The organism is Rhodopirellula bahusiensis (genome assembly GCF_002727185.1).
Taxonomy (GTDB): domain Bacteria; phylum Planctomycetota; class Planctomycetia; order Pirellulales; family Pirellulaceae; genus Rhodopirellula; species Rhodopirellula bahusiensis.
The window spans coordinates 246367-271890 of the sequence record NZ_NIZW01000006.1 but is presented as its reverse complement, the minus strand read 5'-3'; the positions used below and the strand labels follow the sequence as shown (position 1 = coordinate 271890).

Below are 25524 nucleotides of genomic sequence, written 5' to 3'. Positions count from 1 at the left end.
GTGTTAATTGAAAGAACGCGGAAGCGTACCAGCCATTCCGCATCAACGGCAACTCGCAAACGGGGATCCGACCCGATGGGCATAAAAAAACCACGCCCGGTTATGTTCGGGCGTGGTCTTGAAGAGCGGCTGATCGGATTCGAACCGACGACAATCACGTTGGCAACGTGATGCTCTGCCAACTGAGCTACAGCCGCGTTTCAGTTGTGTGGGGCACAGTATAGGAACCATCGGATTTGTCGCAAGTCGACTTGAAAGGATTTTTAACCGCTTGTCGATCGTCGCCGGAAAACACTACACTTTGCCGCTACATGAAACGGCCCCTGCAGAAGGTGGCCCCCCGGTCGAAGCGTCCGATCACCCCGGTCCATTCGATTTCGCTTCCCGAAGTAATCGAGAGCCAGTTCCGGTTCGATCGATTCGTTTTCCTAACACAAGGTTCAAAATCAGGATGTCCACGTCTTTCGACACCGATTCCACGCCCGCCGAAGACGCGGCTGTTCCCGTCAAAGACCCGCTGCAGTTGAACATGGAGGTTACCAAACCTCATGCCTGTTTGCGGGAGGTCGTTGTCACCATCCCACGTGGCGAAGTGGATCGCTACATGAAGGACGCGTACGACGAATTGGTTCCTGAAGCTCAGGTTCCCGGGTTCCGTGCCGGTCGTGCACCACGCAAGTTGGTTGAAAAGCAATTCAAAGACCGCATCGAAGATCGCGTCAAAGGTTCGCTGTTGATGGACAGCTTGGCCAAAGTCACCGAGGACGCTGAGTTCTCGGCGATCGGCGAACCCGACTTCGAATACGAGTCGATTGAGTTGCCCGAAAAAGGTGAATTCAAATATCAGTTCAGCATTGAAGTCCGACCTGAGTTTGACACTCCGGATTGGAAGAAACTGGAACTGAAGAAGCCCGTCGAAACGATCTCCGAAGAAGACGTCGACGCCGCACTCCAACGCGTCCTCTCACGCTACGCTTCGCTGGAAGCCAGCGACGCACCCGCCGAGCTCGGCGATCGTTTGTTGATCACCGCGAAATTCACCGACGGTGACAAAACCATCTCCGAGATGGAAGAAGAGCATGTCACGTTGGCGAGCCGCCTCAGTCTTTCCGATGCAGTTTGCGAAAACTTCGGCGAACTGATGAAGGATTGCAAAGAAGGCGACTCAGTGACCGCCAAGGTCAAACTGGGTGAAGGTCACGCCAACGAAGAAATGCAAGGCAAAGAAGTCGACGCAACCTTCACGGTTGTCGAAGTCATGAAAGAGCAGTTGCCCGAACTGACTGCTGAATTCCTCGACGAGTTGGGCGAGTTCGAAAACGAAAGCGAACTTCGCGAATTCGTGCGTTCGTCGCTGGAGCGTCAAGCCAATTTCCGCACCGAGCAAGCGATGCGTGGCAGCATCATCGAGAAGTTGCTGGATTCAGCAGATTTCGAATTGCCACCAACCTTGGTTCGTCGCCAAATGAAACGAGAACTCGACCGCAAGGTTCTTGAGTTCCGTCGCAGCGGTTTTGATGACGACATGATTCGTCGCTTCGTCAACGCCAGCAAGCAAAACATGCAACAAGGAACCGAGTCCTCGTTGCGTGAGCACTTCATCCTTGAGCAAATCGCCGACGAAGAAAAGGTCGACGCTGAACCTCAAGAGTACGAGACTGAAATCCAGTTGATCGCCGAGCAAAGTGATTCATCGCCACGTCGTGTGCGTGCTCGCTTGGAAAAGACCGGTCAAATGGATGCTCTTCGCAATCAGATCGTTGAACGCAAGGTCATTGAAATGATCTCCGAAGCAGCGACCGTCACCGATGAGCCGGTGGAAAAAGAAGCTGAGGAGAAGAACGAAGAGTTCGCCATCGATCACGAAGTGTTGCCAACCAAGGATCACGAAGCGATCCCAGCAGCCAAGTACGATGACAACACTCCGAAGGGTGCTGAACCTGAAGACAAACAGGAAAAAGAAAAGGACTGATTTCGAGTCCCATTTCCAATCGCATCAACGCCCGGTCGCTTCTCGCAGTCGGGCGTTTTTTTGTTCAATCGTCGTTTGTGATTTAGCTTTGCTCGCCAAGTGATCGGTTGCGTCTTCAGCTCGCTTGAAGAGCCATCGCGTTTTGCCACAATCCGATTCTTTCCGGATCCAGCCGCCCAGATCGATCGCGATGATCGCAAACGTCTCCGCGGACGCCCCAGCAATCCGGACGCACGCCCGTGGTGACCAGCGACTGCATCTCGCGTAGCCGGATCGACCCCGCCATCGCCAACCAGACTCCGTGGCAGTGTGCCATGCTCACCAGCGATCTCATTTGTTCGATCGCGAAATGGTCGATCAGTGTTCGCCCGTCCTTGATGAACGTATCGACCAGCATTCGACGCTGCCCTGATTTGATCACCAGCTCAAGAACTTGTTCAGGGCAGATCGTTCCTGAGGCAACGTGATCCGCATAAGCGACCGGCACCAGTTCCACCGATTGTGGCAATCGAATCGAACCCCATAGGGAACTGAGTTTTTGTGCTGTCGAGCACCCGCTCGGACCGACCTTCGCAAAAGAGAACTCTGGTGGAACGAGCGAGCCCAGTTCCGGGCCCGAGTCCGATTCGCCCAGTGCCGCCGACAGTCGAATGTGGCGGTCTTCAGGCATCGCTGCTGCGAATTGCTTGGCTGCCTCGTTCCAAACCTTCGGGTCGCAAGCCGCCAGTGCTCCTCGCGAAGGTTCTTTGAAATCCACAATGCTGACACCTGCAGAGACGGCAGTTTCGGCCTCCTCTATATCCCGCACGCTGACGAGCAATTCAGGATCGAATGAATCAGACGCTCCCACTCGGATGGGGCCAGCCTCGTTTGTCGAGGGCACCAATCTTTGGCGGGGGGGCTTCGGCTCCATTCGAATTCCTTCGTGGCATTCTGATCCGGGCTACCACTACATCCGATCGACCCGAAGCGGCTGGCAAGTTACAGTCATCGTCTAAACAGCGTTGCAGGGACGCAACTTACGTGAAATCAATGTCGCCCAACAAGACACCGGATTTGCCGCGGTGAACTACGAATCCATCGAAACGCCCACGCAGTTCGCTCAATTTTGCGATGACATTGTGGATGAACCGGTCATCGGCTTCGACACAGAATTCGTTTCCGAGGATTGCTATCGGCCTGAACTTTGTTTGGTCCAAGTCGCCGCGGGGAAACACCTCGCGGTGATCGATCCGTACACGGTCGGCGACACCAAACCGTTTTGGGACATCCTGACCGACGACCAGATTGAACCAGGCAGCCGAGTCGTGATTGCGCACGCTGCACGCGAGGAAATTCGGTTCGCGTATCGGTACACAGGCCGGCCTATCTCAGGGTTGTTCGACACTCAGTTGGCTGCCGGATTTGTTGGGATCGAGTACCCCGCTTCGTTGGCGACTCTGGTTCAAAAATTGGTGGGGCAAACGCTTCCCAAAGGTGAAACGCGAACGAATTGGCGTCACCGGCCGCTGACGAAAGATCAATTGACATACGCGTTGCACGACGTGACGACGCTCGCGGAGATGCATTCCAAACTGGTGGCCGATGTCGAAGCACTCGATCGTGTCGCTTGGTTGGATGAAGAAACGGATCGGCTGCAAAAGAAAGTCATCGACGCGGAAGAAAGTGAGAACTGGCAACGCGTCAGCGGCAGTTCTGGTTTGAAACCGCGGCAATTGGAAATCATTCGCCACCTGTGGCGTTGGCGAGAAGAGATCGCTCGCAGCAAGAACCGTTTGCCTCGCCGCGTGATGCGGGATGACTTGATGGTCGAATTGGCCAAAAAAGGATCGCCCGACGTCAAGAAAATCCGCAACATTCGCGGCATGGAACGGCGTGGGTACAACGATCAATACGACGAAATTGGGGCCGCCATCGCAGCAGCGCTCGACGTTCCCGACGAACACTTGCCGCGTCGAACTCGTGGACGCTCGCGGAGTGCTTCGCCGATGTTGAGCCAATTTCTATCCACCTCGATCGCTTGCATCAGCCGCCAGCAGAAACTGGCACCCGCCATCGTTGGCAATTCCGATGATGTCAAAGAGTTGCTATCGTACGAATTGGATCCGCGTCGTGGAACACCGACCCCATCGCTGCTGAAGGGATGGCGCGGTGACATCGTTGGAACCGCGTTCCGAAAAATCTTGCGGGGCGAACTTGCTATCCGTGTCGCCGACACCAGCGAGCAACAACCGCTCGAGTTTGTTGAGTGCGAAGGTTCCGCCCAGCCGGACGCCTGAGGCTTGGCCGCGGCAATAAGTGACGTTGATTGAGATCGTCACGATGCCGCGATGGGCGTTACTCGTGCTTGTGGTGCTGCGGGTCTCGGTCGTGATGGCGTTGGTTGATATGGACGTGCAACTGAGGATGGTTTTGGAACAACCAATCCCAGCCGGATTCAGTGATCGCAGCGTCGTCCAAGTACAACGACTCCAAGTGCGGAAGCTCGACGATAATCTTCAGGCCTTCATCTGAAAGTGGCACTCCAATTAAGTGCAGACCCCGCAGCGACTTCACTTCCAGAAGGGCACGTCCAATGTCGTTGCCCAGCAATGTTGATCCGATTCGCAGCTGACGCAGCTTTGGAAGTTCCGATAGCGAGCGGATTCCTTTTTCGGTTAGTCTGCTGTGTGGCAGGTTTAGAAACCAAATCGACTTGCGTTCGAGCAAGGGCTTCAAGCCTTCGTCGGTGATTGGCGAAAGCCTCAATCTCAAATGCCGGAGTTCCGGAATTTTCGCGATGGTGACCATGCCCTCGTCGGTGATCACGCCTTCGTCAATCAGCACCGTGTCCAGCTTGGGAAGCTCGGCGACTTCTGGTTCGTCGGACTCGCGGCTGGATCCTGTGAATGAGCTTCCAGGTGGCAGTGGAGCTTCTTCCGAGGAGGACTCGTCCGTCGCGGCGTCGTCCTCCGAACTTGCTTCATCGGCGAGCAAGTCCAGTTGCCGCTGCTCCGCCGCCTTCTCCAATTCTTCCAGAGGAATCAGGAGCAGCTTGGCATCGTCGATTTCATACGAGGTCGCGTGCAGTTGAGTCGAATCGCCGCTGAGAATCTGTTCGATCTGTTGAGCGTAGAGCTCATCCGGTTCGGGCGGCTTCTCCGGCGGTTTGGGCGGTTCGATCGGTCGTGTCGCCCACCAGGCCAGTCCGATGATCGCGACCACAGCGATGCTGACGCCGAGCTTCGTGGGCGTGCAGAGGGTGATCAATCGCTCTTTCAGGCTGATTCGCTTGGGCGGTTGATCTTCGTCGTCTGTTTCAACGACATCGCCCAATTCATCCTCGTCTTGGTCGGTCGGCGATTCAGCGGTGGATTCGCCTGAGTCTTCCGAAACCGGGGACTCCTCTTCAGGCGAATCGTTTTCTTCCTCTCGGTCGTCGTCTGTTGGTTCGTTCGATGACATGAGGAAGATTTGTATCCTGGCACCGGAGCGTCGGTGACCGACGCTCCGGTGCGCAGATAAGTTTCGTTGAGAAGCAAAACGCTGAGACGATTGACCCAGTAACCGTCGCAGCGAGTGCAAATGCTTCCGTCGGAGTGAACCGACGAAGAAACCATTCCCGCAAACGATTTCTTGTCAACGAAACTTATGTTTGGATGGTGAAGCCCAACTTTGCGTGGGTGAAGGTGGGACGGCGGTGGGAATGCCCTTGCCGTTGAAAGTGGGGTACCACTGGCGACAAATGAGTGTCAACGCCGAAACGTTGTTTGATTGAAAAAATTCACACAGCCGGCAGTTTCACGGGACGTTTCCGGCGTGGGGTTGTCGCGGTTCGCCCCGGAAAACACGACCAAACGGCCACCTGGATGCTGTACTGATGCGATCATCGGTATCGCGCACCAATGAAGCAGATCTTCGGCATTGGTTTGCGTTGACTCGTCCGGGAAATCATCGATTCGATTCAGTATCCAGCCAATGATTGGCATCCCTGCTGCCGCCGCGGCTCGCGAGGTTGAGATGACATGATGCAACACTCCCAGCCGGTCGGGGGCGACGAGCAGCAACTCAAAGGAGTGCCCGTGTTGTTCGCTCCAACGTTTCATTTCAATCGCCAAGTCGATGTTCAACCAGTCGTCACTGATTGGGCTGAAGAGTCCGCCGGCTCCTTCGATCATGACGACATCAAATTCGCCATCGCACCAAACCGCTAAACCATCTCGCAGACGCCGCGTATCAACTTGGGTCCCTTCCTTCGCAGCCGATCGCGGTGGCGACAAAGCGGCGATGAATCGTTGAGGGCAAACCGCGTCGATGTTTTTGGGACGTCCTGCCGCTTGCCAGAGCGTCGTCGCATCGACACTATACCGTTCGCCGTCGGGTCGCACTACGCAACCGCTGGCCACCGGTTTGTAGACCCCGACCCGCTGCCCGCACTCCATCATCCGCTCGACCGTTTTCGCGGTGCAGTACGTTTTGCCAACCTCGGTATCGGTTCCCGTTACGTAATAGAGACTTGCCATGAGTTCTTCGGTCAAATTGTCGTTGATTCAAATGCGTGATGCGGGGTCGAAAGACAAGTCGATCGAAGCATCGATTGGATGGATAGAAAAGGCAGCCGCCGAGGGTGCCCAGGTCATTTGTCTGCAAGAACTGTTCGCGACATGTTACCCCTGTCAGAGCGAAGACCATGACAACTTCGACTTGGCCGAATCAATTCCCGGACCCACAACCGAAGCCCTGCAGCCCGTGGCCGAACGTTTGGGCGTGGTGATTGTGGCTCCGATTTTCGAACGCCGGGCGCCGGGTGTGTATCACAACAGTGCCGTAGTTTTGGATGCGGATGGAAGCATCGCGGGAGTGTATCGAAAGATGCACATTCCCGATGACCCGTTGTACTACGAGAAGTTCTATTTCATACCCGGTGATTTAGGATTCAAAGTCATCCCCACCCGCTATGCGAAACTAGGTGTGGGAATCTGCTGGGATCAATGGTTCCCGGAAGCGGCTCGTTTGTTCGCACTGGCGGGCGCCGAGATTCTGTTGTACCCGACCGCGATTGGCTGGATCGATGAAGAGAAAGAGGAATTCGGCGAAGGCCAGCGGGATGCCTGGATGACGGCGATGCGAGCCCACGCGATTGCAAACGGCGTCTATTTGGGTGCTCCCAACCGTGTCGGAATCGAAGGACGAGTCGAATTCTGGGGTTCGTCCTTCATCGCCTCGCCGAGAGGAGAAATCCTTTCGCAAGGCGACTGCTCTAGCGATCAGATTGTATCCGCCGATTGCCAGTTCGCCGATATTGATGTCGTTCGCACTCACTGGCCATTCCTTCGTGATCGTCGCATTGATGCCTACGGTGATCTCACGAAACGCTGGATTGACTGAGCGAGTAGGTCATCTCGCATGTCGACATTGCCGCTCGCCAAACAAAGTCACTTTGGCAAGGCATGTCGCGTGGTGATGTCTTGCATCGCCGCATGAATTTTTCCGTTGCTGGCCAAGACACTGGTTGTTTCCAGCGGCAAGACTTCCCCCGTCGCGGTCGTGATCACTCCGCCTGCTTCCGTGATAAAGAGTGCTCCGGCGGCGAAGTCCCACGGCGACAGCTTGTACTCGAAGAATGCATCAAATCCGCCGCAGCCAACTTGACACAAGTCAAGGGATGCGGTCCCGAACCGGCGAATTCCATGGATGTCGTTTTGGAAGCACTCCGCGATTGCGTCCAGCGTGGCACGCATCATGTCGCCTCGATCGTAGTAGAACCCACAGCCGATCATGGATTGATTGAGCGAACTTGAATCGCTGACCTGGACTTGTTTTCCATTCTCAAAGGCACCTTGCCCCTGAACGGCGGTGAACAAATCTTCGCGAATTGGATTGTAGACGGCTCCGACGATTGGAACGCCCGATTCGTAATAGGCGATCGAAACCGCGAAATGTGGCAGGTGATGAGCGAAGTTGTTAGTGCCGTCGAGTGGGTCGATCACCCACAAGTGTTTTGCGCTGGCGTCACCGCCCTTGAGGTCCTCTTCGCCCAATAGTTCGTGCTCGGGGTATGACTCTCGAATGAGAGCCGCGACTGCTTTTTCGCTTTCTAAATCAGCGTCGCTGACAAGGTCGTAAGTCTTCCCTCCATCCGTGGATTTATCCCGCATCGTGACGCCGTTTTCGAAATAGCGGTGGAGAATTTCACCGCCGGTTTGAGCAGCCCTGACCGCGGTGTCGAGTAGGTCAGACCGCCTCAAATTGTTCTCGGACATTTTTCGAATCTTTCGGCAATTGGAGAAGGCGGCAGTTTGTTATCGTGAAGGAGTCATCCCCTGACTCTCCATCCGATTTGCCCAACGAGGAAGTTCGTCGTGAAAATCTTTTCGACCGCTCGTGTGTTTGTTTGCTGTTTTGTGATTGGTGCCGGCGGGATTGCCAAGGGGGACGATCGCACGACCGCCCCATCTGTCGAGGCGAAGAAAATTACCGCCGCGAAAGCCAGTCCTGAAAACGACAATGCGGCGGGAGCCAAGGCTGAGAAAACAGAAGCAGAAGAAGAGCCGAAGGCGATGTCGATTGGTTCGCTGGCTCCTGCACTGGACATCGAACATTGGGTCGGCGACTCCCCTTCGCCGATGTCAAATTTTGAGCCGGGCAAGGTTTACGTTGTGGAATTCTGGGCGACTTGGTGCGGCCCGTGCCTCTACAGCATGCCTCACCTGGCCGAAATGCAGAGCAAGTACGAGGACCAAGGCGTTCGTGTTGTGAGTGTCAGCACAGAGGACCTCGAAACAGTCACCGAGTTCTTGAAGCGAACTGTCAGTCCACGAATTCTGGGTATCGAGGTTCCCAAGGAGGAACCAGGCGACGAAGGAGAGGAATCAGCCGAGGAGGAAAAAGAGGAGCCCAAGTCGATTACGTTTGGCGAATTGACTTCCGCTTACAGCCTGACCACTGACCCAGACAAGTCGGTTCACGAAGACTACATGAAGGCCGCAAGTCAAAACGGCATTCCGACCGCGTTCATCGTTGGCAAGGATGGACATGTTGAATGGATTGGTCACCCCATGTCGATGGACAAGCCGCTAGAAGCCATCGTCAACGGCGATTGGGACCGTGCCGCGGCGAAAGAGAAGTTTGATCGCGACCAACAGATCAAGTTGGCCTTTCAAAAAATCATCATGGCTCATCGAGCTGGGCTGCATGACACCACTTTGGAACTCCTGCGAGACAACGCTGGCCTGTTCGAGGGGACTCGGTACGAAACGGCTTTGAAGTCGATTTGGTTCCCGACTGCCTTGGCGACTCAACAGAGCGACATCGCGTTGGAAATCATCCAAGAGAGAGTCGAAGCCAGCCCTGAAGATGCTGTGTCGATGAACCGTTGGGCATGGGAAGTCTACGAAGCTGTTGAGTCCGGATGGAAAGACAGTGACGAAATACTGAGCACCACCATTGGTGCGATGGAGTCAGCCTTGGCTTCGGAAGAAAATGAGTCCAATGATGAGATGTGGCCCGCCTACGACACGCTTGCACACTTGAAGGCATTGGCGGGTGACAAGGAGTCAGCGATCGAGTGGCAGCTTCGCGCGATCGAAGCGGCACCAGATGACGAGAAGGAAAACCTGGGGGCCTATCTGAGCGAGCTAACGGGCGTTGAACCGGAGGTCACTGAGGATTTGGAAGACGCAGACGAAGAAACCACACAAGACTGATTGTGACTTCGTTTGATCGACAGAAGCTCGCTCTGCTCGCGACGCTGTTGCTGATGGTCGTGTCGCTTCGCAATGCTTTGTTTCCTGCAGAGCAGTGGCTGCAACACACGCCGACGGTGCTCATGTTGTTGGGGCTGCTTTGGTCGACCAGCCAAGCGCGGCTGTCGTCAATTTCCTTCGCCTGCGCGATCTCGTTTGTTGTTCTGCACATCATTGGGGCACGCTGGATTTACTCCAACGTGCCCTATGACGCGTGGTGCGAGTCACTGACTGGAATGTCTCTTTCGGATCAGTTTGGCTGGCAACGCAACCACTATGATCGGTTGGTTCATTTCGCCTCGGGATGCTTCGGCGTCCCCGTCGCATTGGATTGGCTGAAGCAAACTTGGGATGCCTCTCATTCAAACGATTCTTTCCCGAAACGCTGGGGATGGTTTCTGTCACTTTGTGTTGTGATGGCCGTGGGAGCCGCGTACGAAGTCTTGGAATGGCAGATCGCCATGTTCTTTTCGCCTGCTCAGGCCGAAGCCTACAACGGTCAACAAGGCGATGTTTGGGACGCTCAAAAGGACCTTTGCCTAGCGGGAATGGGTGGACTGCTGGCCATCGGAATCCACTGGATCTGGTCGGAATTTCGCCGCGACTGAACCTGTCGTCTTGACGGAACCGGTCATGGGGCGTCGTAATGGGACAATGCAACGAGACATTGACAGCCAGCGACTTCACGACGACCTCCGCGGATTGATTTCCGGTGACGTATTGTGCGATGCAGTGTCGACGCAGTTGTACGCTTCCGACGCCAGCATTTATCAAATTCGTCCGCTGGCGGTGGTTCGTCCTCGTTCCGCCGCGGATGTCTCCGCGACTGTCCAGTACGCCTGCGAAAATGAGCTGCCGATACATCCCCGTGGCAGCGGCAGCGGTGTTTCCGGTGAATCCGTCGGGCCCGGAATCGTTGTGGACATGTCGGCCCACATGAAACGGATATCCCCGTCGGATGATGGGATGCAGGTCACGGTTCAAAGCGGCGCGACTCTATCGAGCGTCAACCGATTCTTGAAAGGCCACCGGCGTTGGTTTGGTCCCGATCCGGCCACGCGATCGATCACAACGATGGGCGGCGTCATCGCGACCAACGCATCCGGCAGTCACTATCTGCGAAGCGGTTCGGCTCGCAACACGGTTTTGTCGTTGCGGATGATTGCCGCCGACGGACGTCTGGTTGAGCTATCGCAATACGATCCATTGCCAGCCAGTGACAACGAGGCAACCAACGACGCTGGCGCCCACGACGCGATCCGAGACCCGAACTCTTCGCTCTTGGATCGATCCGGTGAGGCGGGATTCGTCAACCGAGTCTCACGCGGACTGGTCGAGATCCGCAACCGGTTCAACTACCACATCGATTCCAACGCTTTCGCGTCGCCCGCGAGTGGCGGTTATCGGCTGGATGATCTTTACGATTCCAATAACCGAGTTGACCTGGCGAAATTCTTCAGCGGTTCGCAGGGTACGTTGGGGCTGATGGTCGATGCCACGCTCCGCACCGAAGCCATTCCGGCACATCGCGGCGTGGTCCTGTTTTTCTTCCATCGACTGGACTCGGCCACCCGAGCCGCTGTGCTGGCATTGGAACATGGGCCGATCGCTTGCGATGTGATGGACCGCCGGTTGCTGCAAATCGCACGCGAAGGCGAGAAACGGTTCGCTGACCTGGTTCCTCGCGAGGCCGAAGCGGCGATGTTGGTTGAGATCCAAGGGGAATCGCTTGGCGACCTGTATGATCGACTGGCGATTTTACGTCAGTCGATTTCGAGTGGGCACGATGCAGCGTTCCAATCCGAAGACACAATTCGGGACGAAATTCGAGATCTCTACTGGACGCTGTTCCGCCGAGTGATCCCGCGACAATATCGAGTTCGCGGCACGCAAATGCCACTTCCGTTTGTCGAAGACATTCATTCCCCACCGGAGCAATTGCCCGGGATGGTGGTGGCAGTCCAAAACGTTCTCAAACGTCATCAAACAACAGCGACCATTTTTGCTCACGCCGGCCATGGGCAACTGCATGTCCGTCCGATGCTGGATTTGCAAAAGCAAGAGGACCGGAGAAAGATCCGTCCACTCAGTGAAGAAATCGCCAGCGTGGTTTGGGACCGCGGCGGGCAAATTGGCGTGGAGCATGCGGCCGGACTCAGCCGGTCTTACCTTATGCCCAAACAATCGGGGGAACTCTGGCAAGCGATGGGCCAGGTCAAACGTTTGTTCGATCCTTATCATCGATTCAATCCTGGAAAGCTCTTCGGCGCCGTTCTGCAGAAACCGGACGAGAATCTACGCCCGCTGGATCAAACCATCGAAATCGTGGCCTCGGGCCGCAGCGTGATTCCATCGTCGCTGGAGATGGCGTCGGAGAGTCCGCCCGACGAACCGGACGCGGCACCAACCACGACCGTAGCGGATGAACTCGCCAAAGACCCACCGGCGATGGAGCCAACCGGCGAACAGAATCCGTCGGAAGACGAGTCGTCGGCTGAACCACAGCCGACGAAGTGGGGTGCGTCCATGATGCCGCACCAACCCGCACCGCAATTGGAAGTGCTGCAGCATTGGCCGGGTGGGGCTCCCATCACGACCACCACGCGAGCCTGCAACGGTTGCGCTCGTTGCCGGGCGGATGCATCGGACGAACGGCAATGCCCGATGTTCCGGATCACCTCCATCGAAGAGGCCTCGCCACGAGCAAAGGCCAACCTGCTTCGCGGTGTATTGAGTGGACAATTGCCGGTTTCGGAACTCACCGGAGAACGAGCCAAGGCGGTTGCTGACCTGTGCTTCAACTGCCATTCATGTCGAGTCGAATGCCCGGCTTCGGTGAACATTCCCAAGGTCGTTGGTGAGATCAAAGCCCAGTACGTTGCCACCAATGGACTGACGTTGTCGGACTGGTTGATTGGCCGGATCGACATGTTGGCGGCACTGGGTTCTCGGGTCGCATGGCTCTCAAACTGGATGCTTCGCCGACGGTCGCTTCGTTGGTTTGCCGAACGCACGCTTGGGTTGTCCGCTTCTCGCGAAATTCCCTTGCTGGCGAGCGAGCCTTTCGTCCGATACGCAGTGCGAAGGCGTTGGAACCGAGCGTCACCGGCCGGCGGATTGAAAGTGGTTTACTTCGTTGACCATTTCGCGAACTATCACGATCCTGAAATCGGGCGTGCACTGGCGGAGATCCTGCAACACAATCGCATTGGGTTCTATGTTCCGACTGGACAAAGTTTGAGCGGAATGGGACGAATCACCGCGGGCGACCTGAAGGGCGCACGCAGAGTGGCCAAGCGTAACGTTCGCTTGTTGGCCGATGCGGTCCGGCAGGGTTACACGGTTCTCGCGACCGAACCAGCCGCAGCGTTGTGTTTGAAACACGAGTATCCGAACCTGCTCGACACCGAAGACGCTCACTTGGTTGCTGAACACAGCTTTGAGGCTTGCCATTATCTTTGGTCATTGCATCAAGAGAAACGGCTGACGTTGGAGTTCGAACCCGTTCGACATCGGATGTTGTATCACCAACCTTGCCACAGTCGTGTTCTACACAGTGACACGGCCGCGGCCAACTTGATGCGATTGATTCCGGAACTCGAAGTGGACGTCGTCGCGAAAGGATGCAGTGGGATGGCGGGAACATGGGGATTGCAGCGAAAGAACTACCGCAACAGCTTGCGAATTGGATGGCCGATGGTGTCCACCGTTCGCAAAGCGACGTCCAGCGCACCGTCGACCGAATGCAGCGCTTGCAAATTGCAGATGGAGCATGGCGGTGACTACGAAGCAATCCATCCGCTGAAGTTGCTTGCTCATTCGTATGGCCGACTGCCGGCATTGAACCTACGAGGCAAAACACCTTCGCCAGAAAGCAGCCAAGCATGACCCAGCCGCACTCCATCGAAGTGTTGTTGTTTGCCGGGGCCAGCGAGGCAGCTGGCGGTGCCGATCGCGTGATTGTTCTAACGCATGAAAATGCAACTGTCAGCGAACTGATGCAGCAGCTCGCCGAGCAACACAGTTCTCTGGCGTCGTTGGCGATGCGATCTCGTCTAGCAGTCGACCAAAGGTACGTTTCGTCCGACCACGTGATTCCGATGAACGCGGAAGTCGCGTTGATTCCACCGGTCAGTGGCGGTTGATACATGGCAACTCAAACCATCACCGATGAAACGCACCCGTCGATCAACGTTTGTCTAACAGACGAACCGTTGGAGCTGATGGTCGCCGAGACGTCCTCCAAAGAACCTTGGCTAGCACACCCCGACGCGGGTGCGATGCTTTGGTTCCGTGGAGTGACTCGCCGTAAAACGGTGCAAGGCGATCGCGTGACCGTCACGAAAGAACTTTCGTACACAGCACATCGCGAAATGGCGGCCAAGCAACTGAGAGAGCTTGCTCACGACGCCGTGAAGGAATTCACCTTGCACCGCGTTGTGATTTGGCATCGCCTGGGCGTTGTCCCGATTGGACAAGCCAGCGTGATCGTTGGATGCAGCAGTTCTCACCGAGTCGCCTCACTCGATGCGGTGGCCACCATCATGGATCGCTTGAAACGAGACGTTCCGATTTGGAAACAGGAACGATTCGAATCCGGCGACCGCCAATGGATTCATCCGTCACCCACGACGGACGATCCAACGACTCATTAATGTTCCTAGAAAACACCCATCGGGCATTTTCGCGGAACATCACTTCTGACGGCGTTCAGTCGCGAGGTGGACGAACGTCTTTTGTGGCTCCCGCACCTGTTTGTGACGCCCGGCGATTTTCTCGCTGGATCGCGTCATAAACTTCTTGGCGGTGCACTGGAATTGCTTGTGGAGCTTCAATCCCCAGACGCACTTTGTCGCCTCGGATATCAACGATGGTTACGACCACATCGTCACCAATCATGATGCTTTCGTCGCGGTGTCGGGAAAGGACGAGCATGGTGTCCTCGGCTTAGTTGTCGGAGTGGGAGAGCTTTCGAATCAATTCGTCAGGAATTTCAATGAGTTCACGGCGGCAGTCCATTGCCGAGAGTTGTTGCATTCCATCGCAAAGTTTCGGACGAGGTTCACCTGATGAAACAACACCCGTTGTTTCGCCTCGCGTACACCACTCATCGACCCACCGCATGGAATAGTTCACGCATCGGTCAGAAGGTCGGCACGTGCCGGTCGTGCCGATTCGACTTGGTACCCCGTTTGCAACGCCCACCGGTCCCCAACACTGGATCGGGACACGGAATCGTTGGCTCAGGTTCACAGTAGACGTCTTGGCGGAAAATTCAGCGGATCTGGCGGGCTGTTTCGCCGCCCGGTCATCAACTCTCGCTTACCAACGAAAAATGGCGAGCACAGTGAGTGCTCGCCATTCGCGTTTGTGTTGGTGTGTCGAGTCCGCTCAGGCAGCTCGAACCTGCGACGTCGGCAATGGTTTGGCCGACTCAGCCGCCACGGTTGGCAATGGCTGACGCATGGGACGATCGTCGTTGGTGATCACTTGGCAACCCAAGCGGCGATCCAAGTTCAACATCAATGGAGCTCGCAGATTGGTCGTCAGTTTCCCAACGTGCCCCGCAACGGTGGTCATCACGTAGACTTCCGAGCCCGAAGTCAGGTGCAAGCTCGACATATCGCGGCGACCGATGTGGACGCGATAGTCAGGGAAGAACGCACGTGGGCTGATCACGGCCAGGGCCCGATCACCACGAGCGGCACTTTGCAGCCAAGCGACCGAAGCGTTGTCAGGGTCTGGGATGAGCGCCCACTGATGAAGCGATTCCATTCCGATCAAACCCTGCGGGAACAAAAACAACTGATCGGCGTTGAGTTCCAACGTGCCGAAGCGATGACTGTCGATCCGCATGACTTGATTCCACTCGTCGAATTTTTTGGTATCCGAGGCCGGTTCTGGCCCAGACGGTTCCATCAGGTTCTCCGTCGATACTCTCATCGACCACTTGATGGTGCCAGTTCACTGAACAATCGAAAAAACGCGAAAATTCGCTGCAGCCGTTACAACCGGAATTTCCTGACACGTTGAAAAACAAGAGCCAGGCTCGAACCCATCGACTACAAGTAGTTGAGGACCGTGATGCCTGACGTTTGTCCAACGAAACGCATGGACGCTTCCAACGCGACCTGACGAGCCTGCAGTTCGCTGATCACGACCGCTAAGTCAGCATCCATCGCGTCAGACAATTGCGACTGCAGCAGAACGTTTTCGTTCTCGACCGCGGTGCGGGAATCCTGCAACGCCGAGTGCCAAACCCCGACACGGCCTCGTGTGCGGGTGCTGTCGTCGAGATCCTCGTCCAGTCGAGCCTGCAAGCGTCCGATTTCCGAGATGTCACCGTCACGAACTGCTTGCTCGAGTCGCAAAAGCGTGTCGATCGCGCCGCCGGCGTCACGTGGCTGGAAATCGCTTCCGTTCAAAACTGCGAAACTACCGTCGATCTCGCCTTCGGCCGCCGTGGCATCCTCGGGGATCCACCCCAAATAGGTGCCCGCGTCGCTGAGTCCAGGCTGCGTGACTCGAATCGGGTCGGCACCCGGAGGTGCTGTCAGACGCAGCCCATTGCCCACATCGTTCAATGCAATCTGAACGCGAAGTGTGTCTTGGTTGTCCGGGTGATCGCGAACCAAGTCGATGATGTCGCCCACCGTCGCCACATCTTCCAGTTCCAATTCCAGTTCAACGCCGTCCGGCCGAGTGATCACCAAATCGGGACCTTCGGGATTGAAATTCAACCCGCGTCCGCGTGCAAGTTCACTGATCGCCGTGTCTTCCGTTGCGGTGCGAATCCCCAGCTCCGTGGCCGCGGTGCCACCATTCTCACCGACGCTGTAGTCGACTCCCGATCGCAAGGCATGCAGCTCGATTCTGCCTTGCGTTTCGTTCAGCACCGCCTGGACTTCGGCGTCACTTCGGTTGATCGCGATGATGACATCGCCGACTGTTTCGGCTCCTGAAAAGTCGATCGTGTAGCGATCATCTCCACGATCGATGACCAACCCGTCGGATAAATCCAATCCGGCACCGTTGTTCAGATCCGATAACGGAGTCCCCGCGGTCACCTGGGGTGACAACCGGTCTCCCACCAAGGGCGGAGGTCGAAAACCATCTGGGTTGGAAATCAACAAATCCGACGCTAGTCGACTTCCGGCTGCGTCTTTGATTGCCAGCGTGCCGGGCAAACCGTCCGCGTATTGAACTGTGATGGAATCCGCACCCAACGTCACCGACAATGAACGACCGTCCAAATCAGCGGTACGCAGAATGTCGGCCACATCGCCAATCGTTGCGGCTTGCCGGAGATCCAGTTCCACGAAGTTGTTGCCGTCTGACACCGTCAGCACGCCGGGCTGGACGCCATCGCCCTGTTTCATGTCGATCAGGCGGGTGTTTTCGTTCAAACCCGCACCCAAGGAACTTCCCTCGATGAACGGTTCGCCCAATCCGATCGCGGAAGCAGCCGTGACGGTGAACTCGGTGCGAGTTCCGTCGCCGAGTTTGGTCTGGCCGGTCGCCTGGTTCCCGTTGAATCGAACCGTTCCGCTGATGTGTTCGAGCGCGGATTCGGTCTGCAGGACCCCGCCGAGCAGTTGGTGGTCAGTGAACATGCCGTTTCCAGCACTCACGATCGATTCCATTTGCTGGCGGATCGTCATCGCCAACGCTTCACGCTCGTCATCGGACAAAATGCTTTGAGCGGCTTCGACAGCGACGCCGCGGGCTTCGATGATGGCTGAGTCGACTTTGTTCAGCGTCACGTCAGCGGATTGGTAGAACGCTTCGGATGCGTCCGCGTTTCGAACCAATTGGTCGGTTCGTGAAACTTGTCGCTGAAGCCCGATTGCTCGTGCCGCCGACGCTGGATCGTCGCTGATGCTCAGCACACGACGGCCCGTGCTCAGCTGATCGTATTGACGTTGAATCGCCAATTGGTCGCTGTTGAGCTGGAACATCAACCGCTGATTTTGCAGCGGCGTGCTCGTTCGATTGGTGGCGACGGGTAGCAGTGACATGTTTCAACGATGCGATATGGTTCGAAAACACCGTCCGAAAGCACGTGGGAAGTATTTTCGGTATCGTTGTAATCGGCACGATCGACATCCAGACTGTAGATCAATCCATTCGCGATTGTCGCCAGCGCCGCCGACGAACCAGTTGAGACGCCACCGGACCGAGAGAGAACATGATTTTCATCAGCACCATGCAGTTGACTCGGACCCTGGAACGGGGGGATTTCTTTTGTCCCACCTGTGAGTCAATCCAGGGGTTCCGGCATCGAAGCAAACGTACGTTTCTGACGCTGTATTTCATCCCGGTTATTCCGATCAGCGCCCCCGAGCCCTTCATCCAGTGTGACAATTGCAAGTCGCCTTGGGACCTCAGCGTGCTGCACATCGATCAACGCACCCACGAACAAGTTCGCGAAAATCAATTTCGCAACGAAGCGATTCGATCGTGCGTTTTGATGACGCTGGAAGACGAAGAAATTTCCGAACCGGAAATTCAATCGTTGCTGCGAATCAGCCGGGTGGTCCTCAACAATCCAATCACGCGAGAAGAGTTGGGGCGACTTTGTTCAGTTGCCATGCATTCTGGCATCGAAACCCAAAACTACGTGATGACCGTCTCGAAACGCTGGAACATGCAACAGCGTTTACTCGCCCTTCAGGCGATGTTCTTAGCTGCATCGTCCTGCGAGGATGTGGTCTCCGAAGCGAAAATTCGACAACTCAGTCGGCTGAAGGACCTGCTCGAGTTGACGGAGACCGAGTTCGAAGCGGTCATCGAAGATTCGTTGATGTATGCCGGCGTCTAGTATTATCCGCAACGCCGTAAGAAGAACTAGGACTTGTGGCCTCGCTACCAGTTCATTCGCAATCGCGACGCACCCGACGCATCGTTTGAAGAAAACGAAGACACCCGGCGAAGAGCACGATCGCGCCGATCCCAATCGCGGCGTAGCCCGCAAGCAATAATTCGCGAGACTCGCCGAAGAACTTGATCAACGTCCCACCGGTTCCAACCATCATCAGTGACGTTCGCAAGTACGCCAGCAACGTTCGTTCGTTGGCGAGGTCCGTTCGGATCACTGCCAAGTCATTGCGTTTCTGCGCGAGCGAATCGCCGACTGATTCGGGTTGGGTTTCCGTGTCAGATTCGCTCATGGTTAAAAAAGCCGATTGAGCCCATTCAGTGCGGCGACCCGGTACGCTTCCGCCATCGTCGGGTAATTGAACGTCGTTTCGATGAAATAATCGATCGTGTTCTGTTTACCTGGTTGGTTCATGATCGCTTGACCGATGTGCACGATCTCCGAAGCGTTCGCACCAAAGCAATGCACACCGAGAATCTCTTTGGTCTCGCGGTGGAAGAGCAACTTCAGCATCCCAGTGGTTTCCCCCGTGATCTGAGCTCGCGCCAAGGACCGGAACTGAGCTTGGCCGACTTCATAGGGAACACATCGTTCCGTCAGTTCTCGTTCGGTGGAACCGACTGAGCTGATTTCGGGACTGGTGTAGATCCCCGCTGGAATGTCGTTGAGACGCAGATTGCCATCGACTCGTCCGAGCAGGTGCATCCCCGCCGCGCGTCCCTGCGTGTAAGCCGCGCTGGCTAGCGAGGGGATTCCAATCACGTCGCCAACGGCATAGATGTGCGGCAAACAAGTTTGGAAATGTTCGTCCACCACAATCTGGCCGCGACTGTTGGCTTCGATCGGAAGGTTCTTCAGTCCCAAGTCGTCCGTGTTGCCTTGTCGACCATTGGCCCACAAGAAAACGTCGGTCTTGAGTACCTTGCCGCTTTTGAGCCGCAGGATCACACCATCGTCCAGTCCTTCGATGCTTTCCATCGTTTCGTTGTGACGAATGATGACGCCTTGATCACGAAGGTGATACGACAACGCATCAATGATTTCGTCGTCGAGGAACTCCAGTAGTTTGTCGCGCGTGTTGATCAAGTTGACCTTGATCCCCAGGTTGCGAAACATCGAAGCGTATTCGGTTCCAATCACGCCGGCGCCATACACCGTGATCGATGTCGGCTTGTCCTTCATTTCCAGAATCGTGTCGCTGTCGAAAATTCTGGGATGCGAAAAGTCGACACCTTTGGGACGGAAGGGGCGTGATCCTGTTGAGATCACAAATGACGCGGCGGTGATTGCCTCGCCGTTGTCGATCGTGATCGTATGCTCATCGATAAAACGAGCTTGTCCGCGAGAAATTGGAACAGCATTGCGATCGTAGAATGATTGTCGCATCGTGACTTGCCGGCCGATGATCGCCTGCGTGCCACGATTGAGTTGTTCCATGCTGGGACTAGCGGCAAATCCCATCTCACGCATCACGGGATTCTTCAGCGATTTCATCGTGCTCGTCACCGCGTAACGCAGTGCTTTGCTGGGGATTGTGCCCCAGTGAGTGCATCCGCCGCCAATTTGTCGGTATCTTTCCGCGACTCCGACCCGCAACCCACCTTTTGCCGCTTGCATCGCGGCGCCTTCGCCGCCCGGTCCGGTGCCGATCACGAATAAATCGAAATCAAATTTTTCGGGAGCTGGCTTGGCGGCCGGCTTTGCTTCGTGGGCGGGCAAATTGACGTCTGGCGCTTCGGTGGACGACGCCGCCCCGTTTGCCGAGGAGGATTCGGTCGCTGATGACATGCCTCATTCCCTGAAAATTGCAATGAATCGCGAGTCAATTCTGCGTCGGCCGCCTCACCGATCGCTTCGTGTCTCGACGTGATTGGGTACCACGGAACGTCGAATTCTGTTCGAATCATGGCTCGAAAGATTCCGTCACCCCGTCGAATAAGTCTTGTTTGTACGATGTTGATTGCTTGCGTCCAGACCGGTGTCCATTTTGCCGCTGTAGATCAGAACGTCGATGACGCTTGCGCCAAGATCGATCGGCTGGGCAAACAAGGTGTCGAACTCGCTGTTTTTCCCGAGTGCGCACTGACGGGATACGGGTACGAGAGTCGTGAAGAAGCACTCGACGCTGCACCGACCATCGACGACCCGGCGATCCAAAGATTGATCGAAGCTTGTCGAGCAAACAATCTGACCATCACAATCGGGACGTTGATCCGGAAGGACCGAGACGAGCTTCACAACGCGGCGTTGATGATGGACGGCTCGGGTTTGCTGGGGCGTTACAACAAAGTCCATTTGCCTCATCTGGGTGTCGATCGGTTTGTCGATCGCGGACAAGCGTGCGACCAGATTTTGACAACTCAATCAGGTTGCAAAGTTGGTTTGGGAATTTGCTACGACAGTTCGTTCCCCGAACCGATGCGAGCATTGGGGCTCGCCGGTGCAGATGTCATCGCGCTGGGCACAAACTGGCCAGTGGCCGCATCACGAACCGCAGAGATCGTTCCTCCCGCGAGAAGCATGGAGAATCATTTGTTCTTCATCGCCGCGAATCGCATCGGCGAAGAGCGTGGCTTTGAGTATTGCGGACTGAGTTCGATCTGTGGTCCCGACGGCGTCGAGTTGGCTCGAGCCGAAGGCGCCGAAGAAACCGAGCTGTTCGTTGACGTCGATCTAGAACAAGCTCGCAACAAACGGATCGAACGGACGCCGGGAAAGCACGTCATTGATCGTTTCGCCGATCGTCGACCCGAAATGTACTCACGCTTAGGCGATCCAATCGCGACACCTCAATCGCCCGCACAAGACTGATTGGTGGTCGGGGTTGCTGATTCGTGCCTTACTGCTTCACCAGATAGATCGCTTCGCCGGTGAACCGTTTCCGCAGCTCTTCATCGCTCCAAGAAACCTTGCCCACCGCGGGATCCCCGATCAACCAGCGTCCTCCGTCGGTTTGACCGAGAACGGTGACGACGTGACCAACCGTGACGTTGCCAACAAAACCATTGTCCTGCGGGTTGTCACCATTCAATCCAAATCGAACCAAGGCAACGTTGGGCAGTTGGCCTCTTTCGAGCCAATGACTTGGGTTCCGTGATGCCACCTTTGCTTTTCGAGCATTTGCGTGCGCAACAGTCGATAACCCGCGGTACAGTCCCAGCGGTGCAGTCCCCAGCGAACTGCTCAAGCAAGCAGTCGCGAGGTCTTGTTCATCCGCTTTGATACCTGAGCGATCCAAAAGCGTGACGGCCGCCGCGGGTGCGCAGCTCGCCGAGTTGGTTTGGATGTAGACACCATCGTGCCACTGAGACATCCACTGAGGTTCCTTCGGTTGGTCCCAATCCAAAGGAAACAAAACGGGACGGGCAATCGGCGTGATCACGAAAGCAACAGCCAATGTCATCATGATTCCGGCCACCGCCGGGCGGAACTTTCGCCGCAAATCAACCGAATGCCCCGCCATGCCCGCGGAAAAGGCCAGGACCACGGGGGTCACGTTCGACCAATAGAGAGCCGCGGACGATGTGATGGCTTCGGCCCAAACCAGCCGGCCAAAGAAGCTCCAGGCGAACAAGAACGAAATCCCGACCAGTCCTAAGAACACCCAGCGATCCGATCTTTCTGAAGCGGACTGGAATCGGCATCCCAGGCGGTAGGCTCCCAATGTCATCACCGTCACCACGACCACGGCCAAAGCCAGTTCGAGATCAGGACGAGCGAATTCCAGGTCCATAAGGAACCTCCGACGAGCGACAACGGGGATGAAGTTAACTTTACGTTAATTTAACGTTGCCGTTTGGTGACCTTGCAAGCAAACAGCAATTTCACCTTGGCTTCATCATTCTTTCTCATTTGAATTGACTTTCGATGCTTGACACCGCCTGGTTTTTGCGCAGAAAGGTCCAGGAATCGAACTTCAATTGCGGGAATCCGACTGATGCACTTGCCGTGCCAACTTTCTTTTAAGCAACGCCCATCCATTTCAGGTCCAAAGTCAGATAGGCTGCCGGTTTCACTGTCCCACTGCTCGCGCCGCCCACCTGTTGCATGAACGCCCCCACCGATTCTGCTCGCCCCCACGACCAAATCCGCCCCGTCGAAATTGAATGCGGCTACTTGGAATCTAACCCTGCCAGCGTCCTATACAAAAGCGGCAAAACCATCGTGCTGTGCACGGCCTCGGTGGAAACCAGCGTGCCTCCGTGGATGGAGGGTCGAGGAAAGGGCTGGGTGACAGCTGAGTACAACATGCTGCCCGGCAGCACGAGCCCTCGGAAAAGACGTGACCGCAGCGGCAAAGTGGACGGACGCACGACTGAAATTCAACGCCTGATCGGGCGAAGTCTGCGAGCCATCGTTGATCTTCGTGCTTTGGGAGAGCGATCGATCACGGTCGATTGTGACGTCCTGCAGGCCGATGGCGGGACCCGCACCGCATCGATCACCGGCGGCTACATCGCGTTGGCTTTGGCAGTTTCAAAATTGGCAGCCGACACGGAACTTGATCCACCCGTCGACCCGTCCGCGGTTCTTCGCGATTCCGTCGCGGCGATCAGCGTCGGTGTCATCGGCGAAGACATTGTTCTGGACCTCGACTACCGCCTGGACTCGGCCGCCGATGTTGACATGAACGTGATCATGACGGGCTCCGGGCGTTTCATCGAACTGCAAGGCACCGGCGAAGAAGCCACGTTTGATGACGCTCAATTGGCAGAGCTCCTACGATTGGGCAAAATTGGAATCGCTGATTTGACCCAATTGCAAAACGCTCAACTTGCCAGTCACTAACGGCTCCTCCGAAAATCCCAACTCGAAAGGTCGTTGTATCGTCGAACTGAATGCAGCGGCAATTCATACGTTGAACTTCGGCGGGGCAAACGCGAGGATCGCCATCAACTTTCGACGTGATGGCAGATCAGCGCATGCCGCCATCCTTCCTCTTTGATCAGGACAGTGAATGTCTTCGAACGCGAAAACTCCCATGCGTGCCGCCATCTTGGGCGTTGGTTTCATGGGCTGGATCCACACGCTCGCCTATCAGCGCAGTCAGGCAGCGGACTTGGTCGGCTTTGCCAGTCGAGACGCCAAGAAACGTGCTGGTGATTGGCGGGGCATTCAGGGCAACTTCGGTCCGCCGGGTGAACAGATCGACGTATCTGGAATGAACGTCAGTGAAAGCCTGGACGGACTGTTGGCGGATGATTCCATTGATCTAATCGATGTGTGTTTGCCGCCTCATTTGCATGTCGATGCGATTCAAAAAATCCTGGCGTCCGGCAAGAAGGTGCTTTGTGAGAAACCGCTCGCCTTGTCGGCTGAGGCGGCCGGTTCGCTCTTGGAAATTGCTGAACCGGGGCAGTTGATGGTCGCACACATCCTGCCTTTTATGCCAGCGTTTCGCTTTCTGGTCGAAGCCAAATCCGATGGCCGGTATGGCAAACCAATCACCGGACGTTTTTCGCGAACGATCAGTCCTCCGGATTGGATTCCCGACTTCTATGATCCCGAGCAAGTTGGTGGTCCGTTGATCGACCTGCAGGTGCACGACGCTCACCTGGCTCGAGTCTTGTTCGGGATGCCCGTGGGAGCACACTGTGTCAGCCACAATCAAGAAGGCGTTCCCAAGCGTTACGAAACGATTCTGGACTATGGAGCGTCCGCGAGTTCAGATGAAATGACACCTGTCGTCAGTTTAGCCGGCGGCGTCATTGATTCACCCGCTCGCGGATTCACACATGGATTTGAAGTCTCGTTCGAAAAGGCGACCTTGCGATTCGAGTTCGCTGCTTATGGTGATGGATCCACGGACACCATTCCTTTGACGGTCATGCACAACGATGGGAAACTGGAGCGTCCTGAATTGGGTGAGCAAGATCCAATCGATGGTTTCGTTAGCGAAATCAACGCGGTTGCGGATGTCGTCTCGGGTGGTCCGATGCATCCGGTGCTCGATGCCCAACTCGCGACCGATGCGTTGAAGATTTGTGAAATGCAAATGGCGAGTCGTCGTCCATGACCGAAGTCCAGTCGCTGGCCGAACAACTGATCAACCATCTGAAAGAGATGGGAGGGTTGGTCGTCGCGTTTTCCGGCGGCGTCGACAGCAGTGTCGTTGCCGCGGCCGCGGATCAAACGGGTTGCGATGTCGTCGCGGTCACTGCGCAATCACCTGCGGTGGCTGGTTGGCAACTCGATTGGGCCCGTCGTGTCGCCGAGCAAATTGGTATCGCTCATCAAATTGTTTCGACCGATGAGTCAGAACGTTCTGACTACCGACGCAATCACGCCGATCGGTGCTTTTACTGCAAGCAAACCCTGTACGAATTTCTTGCGCCGATCGCCTCGCAACGTGGAGCAACGATCGTGTCGGGAACCAATTTTGATGACCTAGGTGACCATCGTCCCGGAATCATGGCCGGAACCCAGGCCCGAGTTCAAACTCCGCTGGCAGATCTGAAGATTGGCAAAACTCAGGTTCGCGAATTAGCCGCCCACTTCGGGCTGGAAAATGCTGAACTTCCCGCTTCACCGTGCTTGGCGAGCCGCATTGCCTATCATATTGAGGTGACTCCGGAACGCTTGAAACGCGTCGAAAAAGCCGAAGCCTGGCTGCGTGAAAGAGGCGTTTCGGACTGCCGAGTGCGGCTGCACGCAGACGAACTGGCGAGAATCGAGGTCCCGAGGACGGAGTTTGCCATGGTCCTCGATTGGACGCAAAACGACGATTTGGTTGCATCGTTCATTACAATGGGCTTCCGATATGTCACCTTGGAACTGGGTGGCCTGTCCAGCGGAAGTCAAAACCGTGGTTTGTCCGAACCGGAATTGGTGCAACTGTCTTCCGCTGAGAGCCGTCCCTCGTCCAGTTCGTCGCCGTCTCGTTCATCGCAAAATGTCGAGTCGTCCCTCAACATCACAAAGGCACATTCTTGAGCGATCTAGTTGGCTGT

General features: G+C 56.0%; 23 protein-coding genes and 1 tRNA gene. 13 read left to right on the top strand and 11 right to left on the bottom strand.

What is annotated here, in order from left to right; translation table 11 throughout:
- Positions 1 to 124: 124 nt before the first annotated feature.
- A tRNA-Gly gene (locus CEE69_RS08920) sits at positions 125 to 197 on the bottom strand.
- A gap of 254 nt (positions 198 to 451) precedes the next feature.
- Here CEE69_RS08920 and tig point away from each other — a divergent pair.
- Positions 452 to 1972: a trigger factor gene (tig, locus tag CEE69_RS08915; RefSeq protein ID WP_099260475.1), complete on the top strand. Its 1521-nt coding sequence runs from the start codon at positions 452 to 454 to the stop codon at positions 1970 to 1972.
- 115 nt (positions 1973 to 2087) lie between these two features.
- Here the strand turns inward: tig and CEE69_RS08910 are convergent, their stop codons facing one another.
- The gene (locus CEE69_RS08910; protein WP_233215065.1) at positions 2088 to 2855 is read right to left on the bottom strand and encodes a (5-formylfuran-3-yl)methyl phosphate synthase; all 768 of its coding nucleotides are present in this window, start codon (positions 2853 to 2855) and stop codon (positions 2088 to 2090) included.
- 181 nt (positions 2856 to 3036) lie between these two features.
- Here CEE69_RS08910 and CEE69_RS08905 point away from each other — a divergent pair, with 181 nt between their 5' ends.
- Positions 3037 to 4251, top strand: coding sequence for a ribonuclease D (locus tag CEE69_RS08905; protein WP_099260474.1), 1215 nt, complete (start codon positions 3037 to 3039; stop codon positions 4249 to 4251).
- A 58-nt stretch (positions 4252 to 4309) separates the two neighbouring features.
- On the opposite strand, the gene CEE69_RS08900 is transcribed toward CEE69_RS08905, so the two are convergent.
- A complete protein-coding gene (locus CEE69_RS08900) occupies positions 4310 to 5416 on the bottom strand; it encodes a leucine-rich repeat domain-containing protein (RefSeq protein ID WP_099260328.1) in 1107 nt (368 codons plus the stop codon).
- A gap of 287 nt (positions 5417 to 5703) precedes the next feature.
- On the bottom strand, positions 5704 to 6474 hold the full coding sequence (gene bioD, locus CEE69_RS08890) for a dethiobiotin synthase (protein ID WP_099260327.1): 771 nt from the start codon (positions 6472 to 6474) through the stop codon (positions 5704 to 5706).
- On the opposite strand from bioD, the gene CEE69_RS08885 reads away from it, so the two are divergent.
- Positions 6473 to 7339, top strand: coding sequence for a carbon-nitrogen hydrolase (locus tag CEE69_RS08885; protein ID WP_099260326.1), 867 nt, complete (start codon positions 6473 to 6475; stop codon positions 7337 to 7339). The two genes, bioD and CEE69_RS08885, sit on opposite strands and share 2 nt — an antisense overlap.
- Before the next feature lie 47 nt (positions 7340 to 7386).
- On the opposite strand, the gene CEE69_RS08880 is transcribed toward CEE69_RS08885, so the two are convergent.
- Positions 7387 to 8214: an inositol monophosphatase family protein gene (locus CEE69_RS08880; protein ID WP_099260325.1), complete on the bottom strand. Its 828-nt coding sequence runs from the start codon at positions 8212 to 8214 to the stop codon at positions 7387 to 7389.
- Positions 8215 to 8313: 99 nt separating this feature from the next.
- Between CEE69_RS08880 and CEE69_RS08875 the strand changes: the two genes are divergently transcribed.
- Genes CEE69_RS08875 through CEE69_RS08855 form a run of 5 tightly spaced genes read left to right on the top strand, consistent with a single transcriptional unit; the run spans position 8314 to position 14351 of the window.
- On the top strand, positions 8314 to 9657 hold the full coding sequence (locus CEE69_RS08875) for a TlpA disulfide reductase family protein (protein ID WP_099260324.1): 1344 nt from the start codon (positions 8314 to 8316) through the stop codon (positions 9655 to 9657).
- A 2-nt stretch (positions 9658 to 9659) separates the two neighbouring features.
- On the top strand, positions 9660 to 10304 hold the full coding sequence (locus CEE69_RS08870) for a DUF2238 domain-containing protein (protein ID WP_233215064.1): 645 nt from the start codon (positions 9660 to 9662) through the stop codon (positions 10302 to 10304).
- Between the two features lie 46 nt (positions 10305 to 10350).
- Complete coding sequence (locus tag CEE69_RS08865; RefSeq protein ID WP_099260323.1) at positions 10351 to 13584, top strand: FAD-binding and (Fe-S)-binding domain-containing protein; 3234 nt, start codon at positions 10351 to 10353, stop codon at positions 13582 to 13584.
- Entirely contained in the window at positions 13581 to 13841 is a 261-nt protein-coding gene (locus tag CEE69_RS08860; protein WP_099260322.1) for a MoaD/ThiS family protein, read from the top strand. The genes CEE69_RS08865 and CEE69_RS08860 overlap by 4 nt, the downstream gene beginning before the upstream one ends.
- A gap of 3 nt (positions 13842 to 13844) precedes the next feature.
- Positions 13845 to 14351 (top strand): molybdopterin synthase catalytic subunit, encoded by a 507-nt coding sequence (locus tag CEE69_RS08855; RefSeq protein ID WP_099260321.1) that lies wholly within the window; start codon positions 13845 to 13847, stop codon positions 14349 to 14351.
- A gap of 55 nt (positions 14352 to 14406) precedes the next feature.
- Here CEE69_RS08855 and csrA read toward each other — a convergent pair whose 3' ends face one another.
- The 3 genes from csrA to CEE69_RS08835 form a co-directional block, all read right to left on the bottom strand.
- Positions 14407 to 14631 carry a carbon storage regulator CsrA gene (gene csrA, locus CEE69_RS08850; RefSeq protein ID WP_007325270.1) on the bottom strand — a complete coding sequence of 75 codons (225 nt, stop codon included), beginning with the start codon at positions 14629 to 14631 and terminating at the stop codon, positions 14407 to 14409.
- Positions 14632 to 15087: 456 nt separating this feature from the next.
- Positions 15088 to 15552: a flagellar assembly protein FliW gene (gene fliW / locus CEE69_RS08840; protein ID WP_099260472.1), complete on the bottom strand. Its 465-nt coding sequence runs from the start codon at positions 15550 to 15552 to the stop codon at positions 15088 to 15090.
- A gap of 206 nt (positions 15553 to 15758) precedes the next feature.
- Positions 15759 to 17714 carry a flagellin N-terminal helical domain-containing protein gene (locus CEE69_RS08835; RefSeq protein ID WP_099260319.1) on the bottom strand — a complete coding sequence of 652 codons (1956 nt, stop codon included), beginning with the start codon at positions 17712 to 17714 and terminating at the stop codon, positions 15759 to 15761.
- Positions 17715 to 17884: 170 nt separating this feature from the next.
- Here CEE69_RS08835 and CEE69_RS08830 point away from each other — a divergent pair, with 170 nt between their 5' ends.
- Complete coding sequence (locus CEE69_RS08830) at positions 17885 to 18517, top strand: zinc-ribbon domain-containing protein (protein WP_099260318.1); 633 nt, start codon at positions 17885 to 17887, stop codon at positions 18515 to 18517.
- 52 nt (positions 18518 to 18569) lie between these two features.
- Here CEE69_RS08830 and CEE69_RS08825 read toward each other — a convergent pair whose 3' ends face one another.
- Positions 18570 to 18866 carry a DUF202 domain-containing protein gene (locus CEE69_RS08825; protein WP_099260317.1) on the bottom strand — a complete coding sequence of 99 codons (297 nt, stop codon included), beginning with the start codon at positions 18864 to 18866 and terminating at the stop codon, positions 18570 to 18572.
- 2 nt (positions 18867 to 18868) lie between these two features.
- Complete coding sequence (gene sthA / locus CEE69_RS08820) at positions 18869 to 20362, bottom strand: Si-specific NAD(P)(+) transhydrogenase (RefSeq protein WP_099260316.1); 1494 nt, start codon at positions 20360 to 20362, stop codon at positions 18869 to 18871.
- A gap of 165 nt (positions 20363 to 20527) precedes the next feature.
- Here sthA and CEE69_RS08815 point away from each other — a divergent pair, with 165 nt between their 5' ends.
- The gene (locus CEE69_RS08815) at positions 20528 to 21385 is read left to right on the top strand and encodes a carbon-nitrogen hydrolase family protein (RefSeq protein ID WP_099260315.1); all 858 of its coding nucleotides are present in this window, start codon (positions 20528 to 20530) and stop codon (positions 21383 to 21385) included.
- A 28-nt stretch (positions 21386 to 21413) separates the two neighbouring features.
- On the opposite strand, the gene CEE69_RS08810 is transcribed toward CEE69_RS08815, so the two are convergent.
- Positions 21414 to 22307, bottom strand: a complete 894-nt coding sequence (locus tag CEE69_RS08810) for a C39 family peptidase (RefSeq protein WP_099260314.1) — start codon at positions 22305 to 22307, stop codon at positions 21414 to 21416.
- 314 nt (positions 22308 to 22621) lie between these two features.
- Here CEE69_RS08810 and rph point away from each other — a divergent pair, with 314 nt between their 5' ends.
- The 3 genes from rph to larE all read left to right on the top strand — a co-directional run bounded on the left by rph (position 22622) and on the right by larE (position 25507).
- Positions 22622 to 23362 carry a ribonuclease PH gene (gene rph, locus CEE69_RS08800; protein WP_099260312.1) on the top strand — a complete coding sequence of 247 codons (741 nt, stop codon included), beginning with the start codon at positions 22622 to 22624 and terminating at the stop codon, positions 23360 to 23362.
- 169 nt (positions 23363 to 23531) lie between these two features.
- On the top strand, positions 23532 to 24590 hold the full coding sequence (locus tag CEE69_RS08795; protein WP_099260311.1) for a Gfo/Idh/MocA family protein: 1059 nt from the start codon (positions 23532 to 23534) through the stop codon (positions 24588 to 24590).
- Positions 24587 to 25507: an ATP-dependent sacrificial sulfur transferase LarE gene (gene larE, locus CEE69_RS08790; RefSeq protein WP_099260310.1), complete on the top strand. Its 921-nt coding sequence runs from the start codon at positions 24587 to 24589 to the stop codon at positions 25505 to 25507. Before CEE69_RS08795 ends, larE begins: the two co-directional genes overlap by 4 nt.
- The last annotated feature ends 17 nt before the right edge of the window (positions 25508 to 25524 follow it).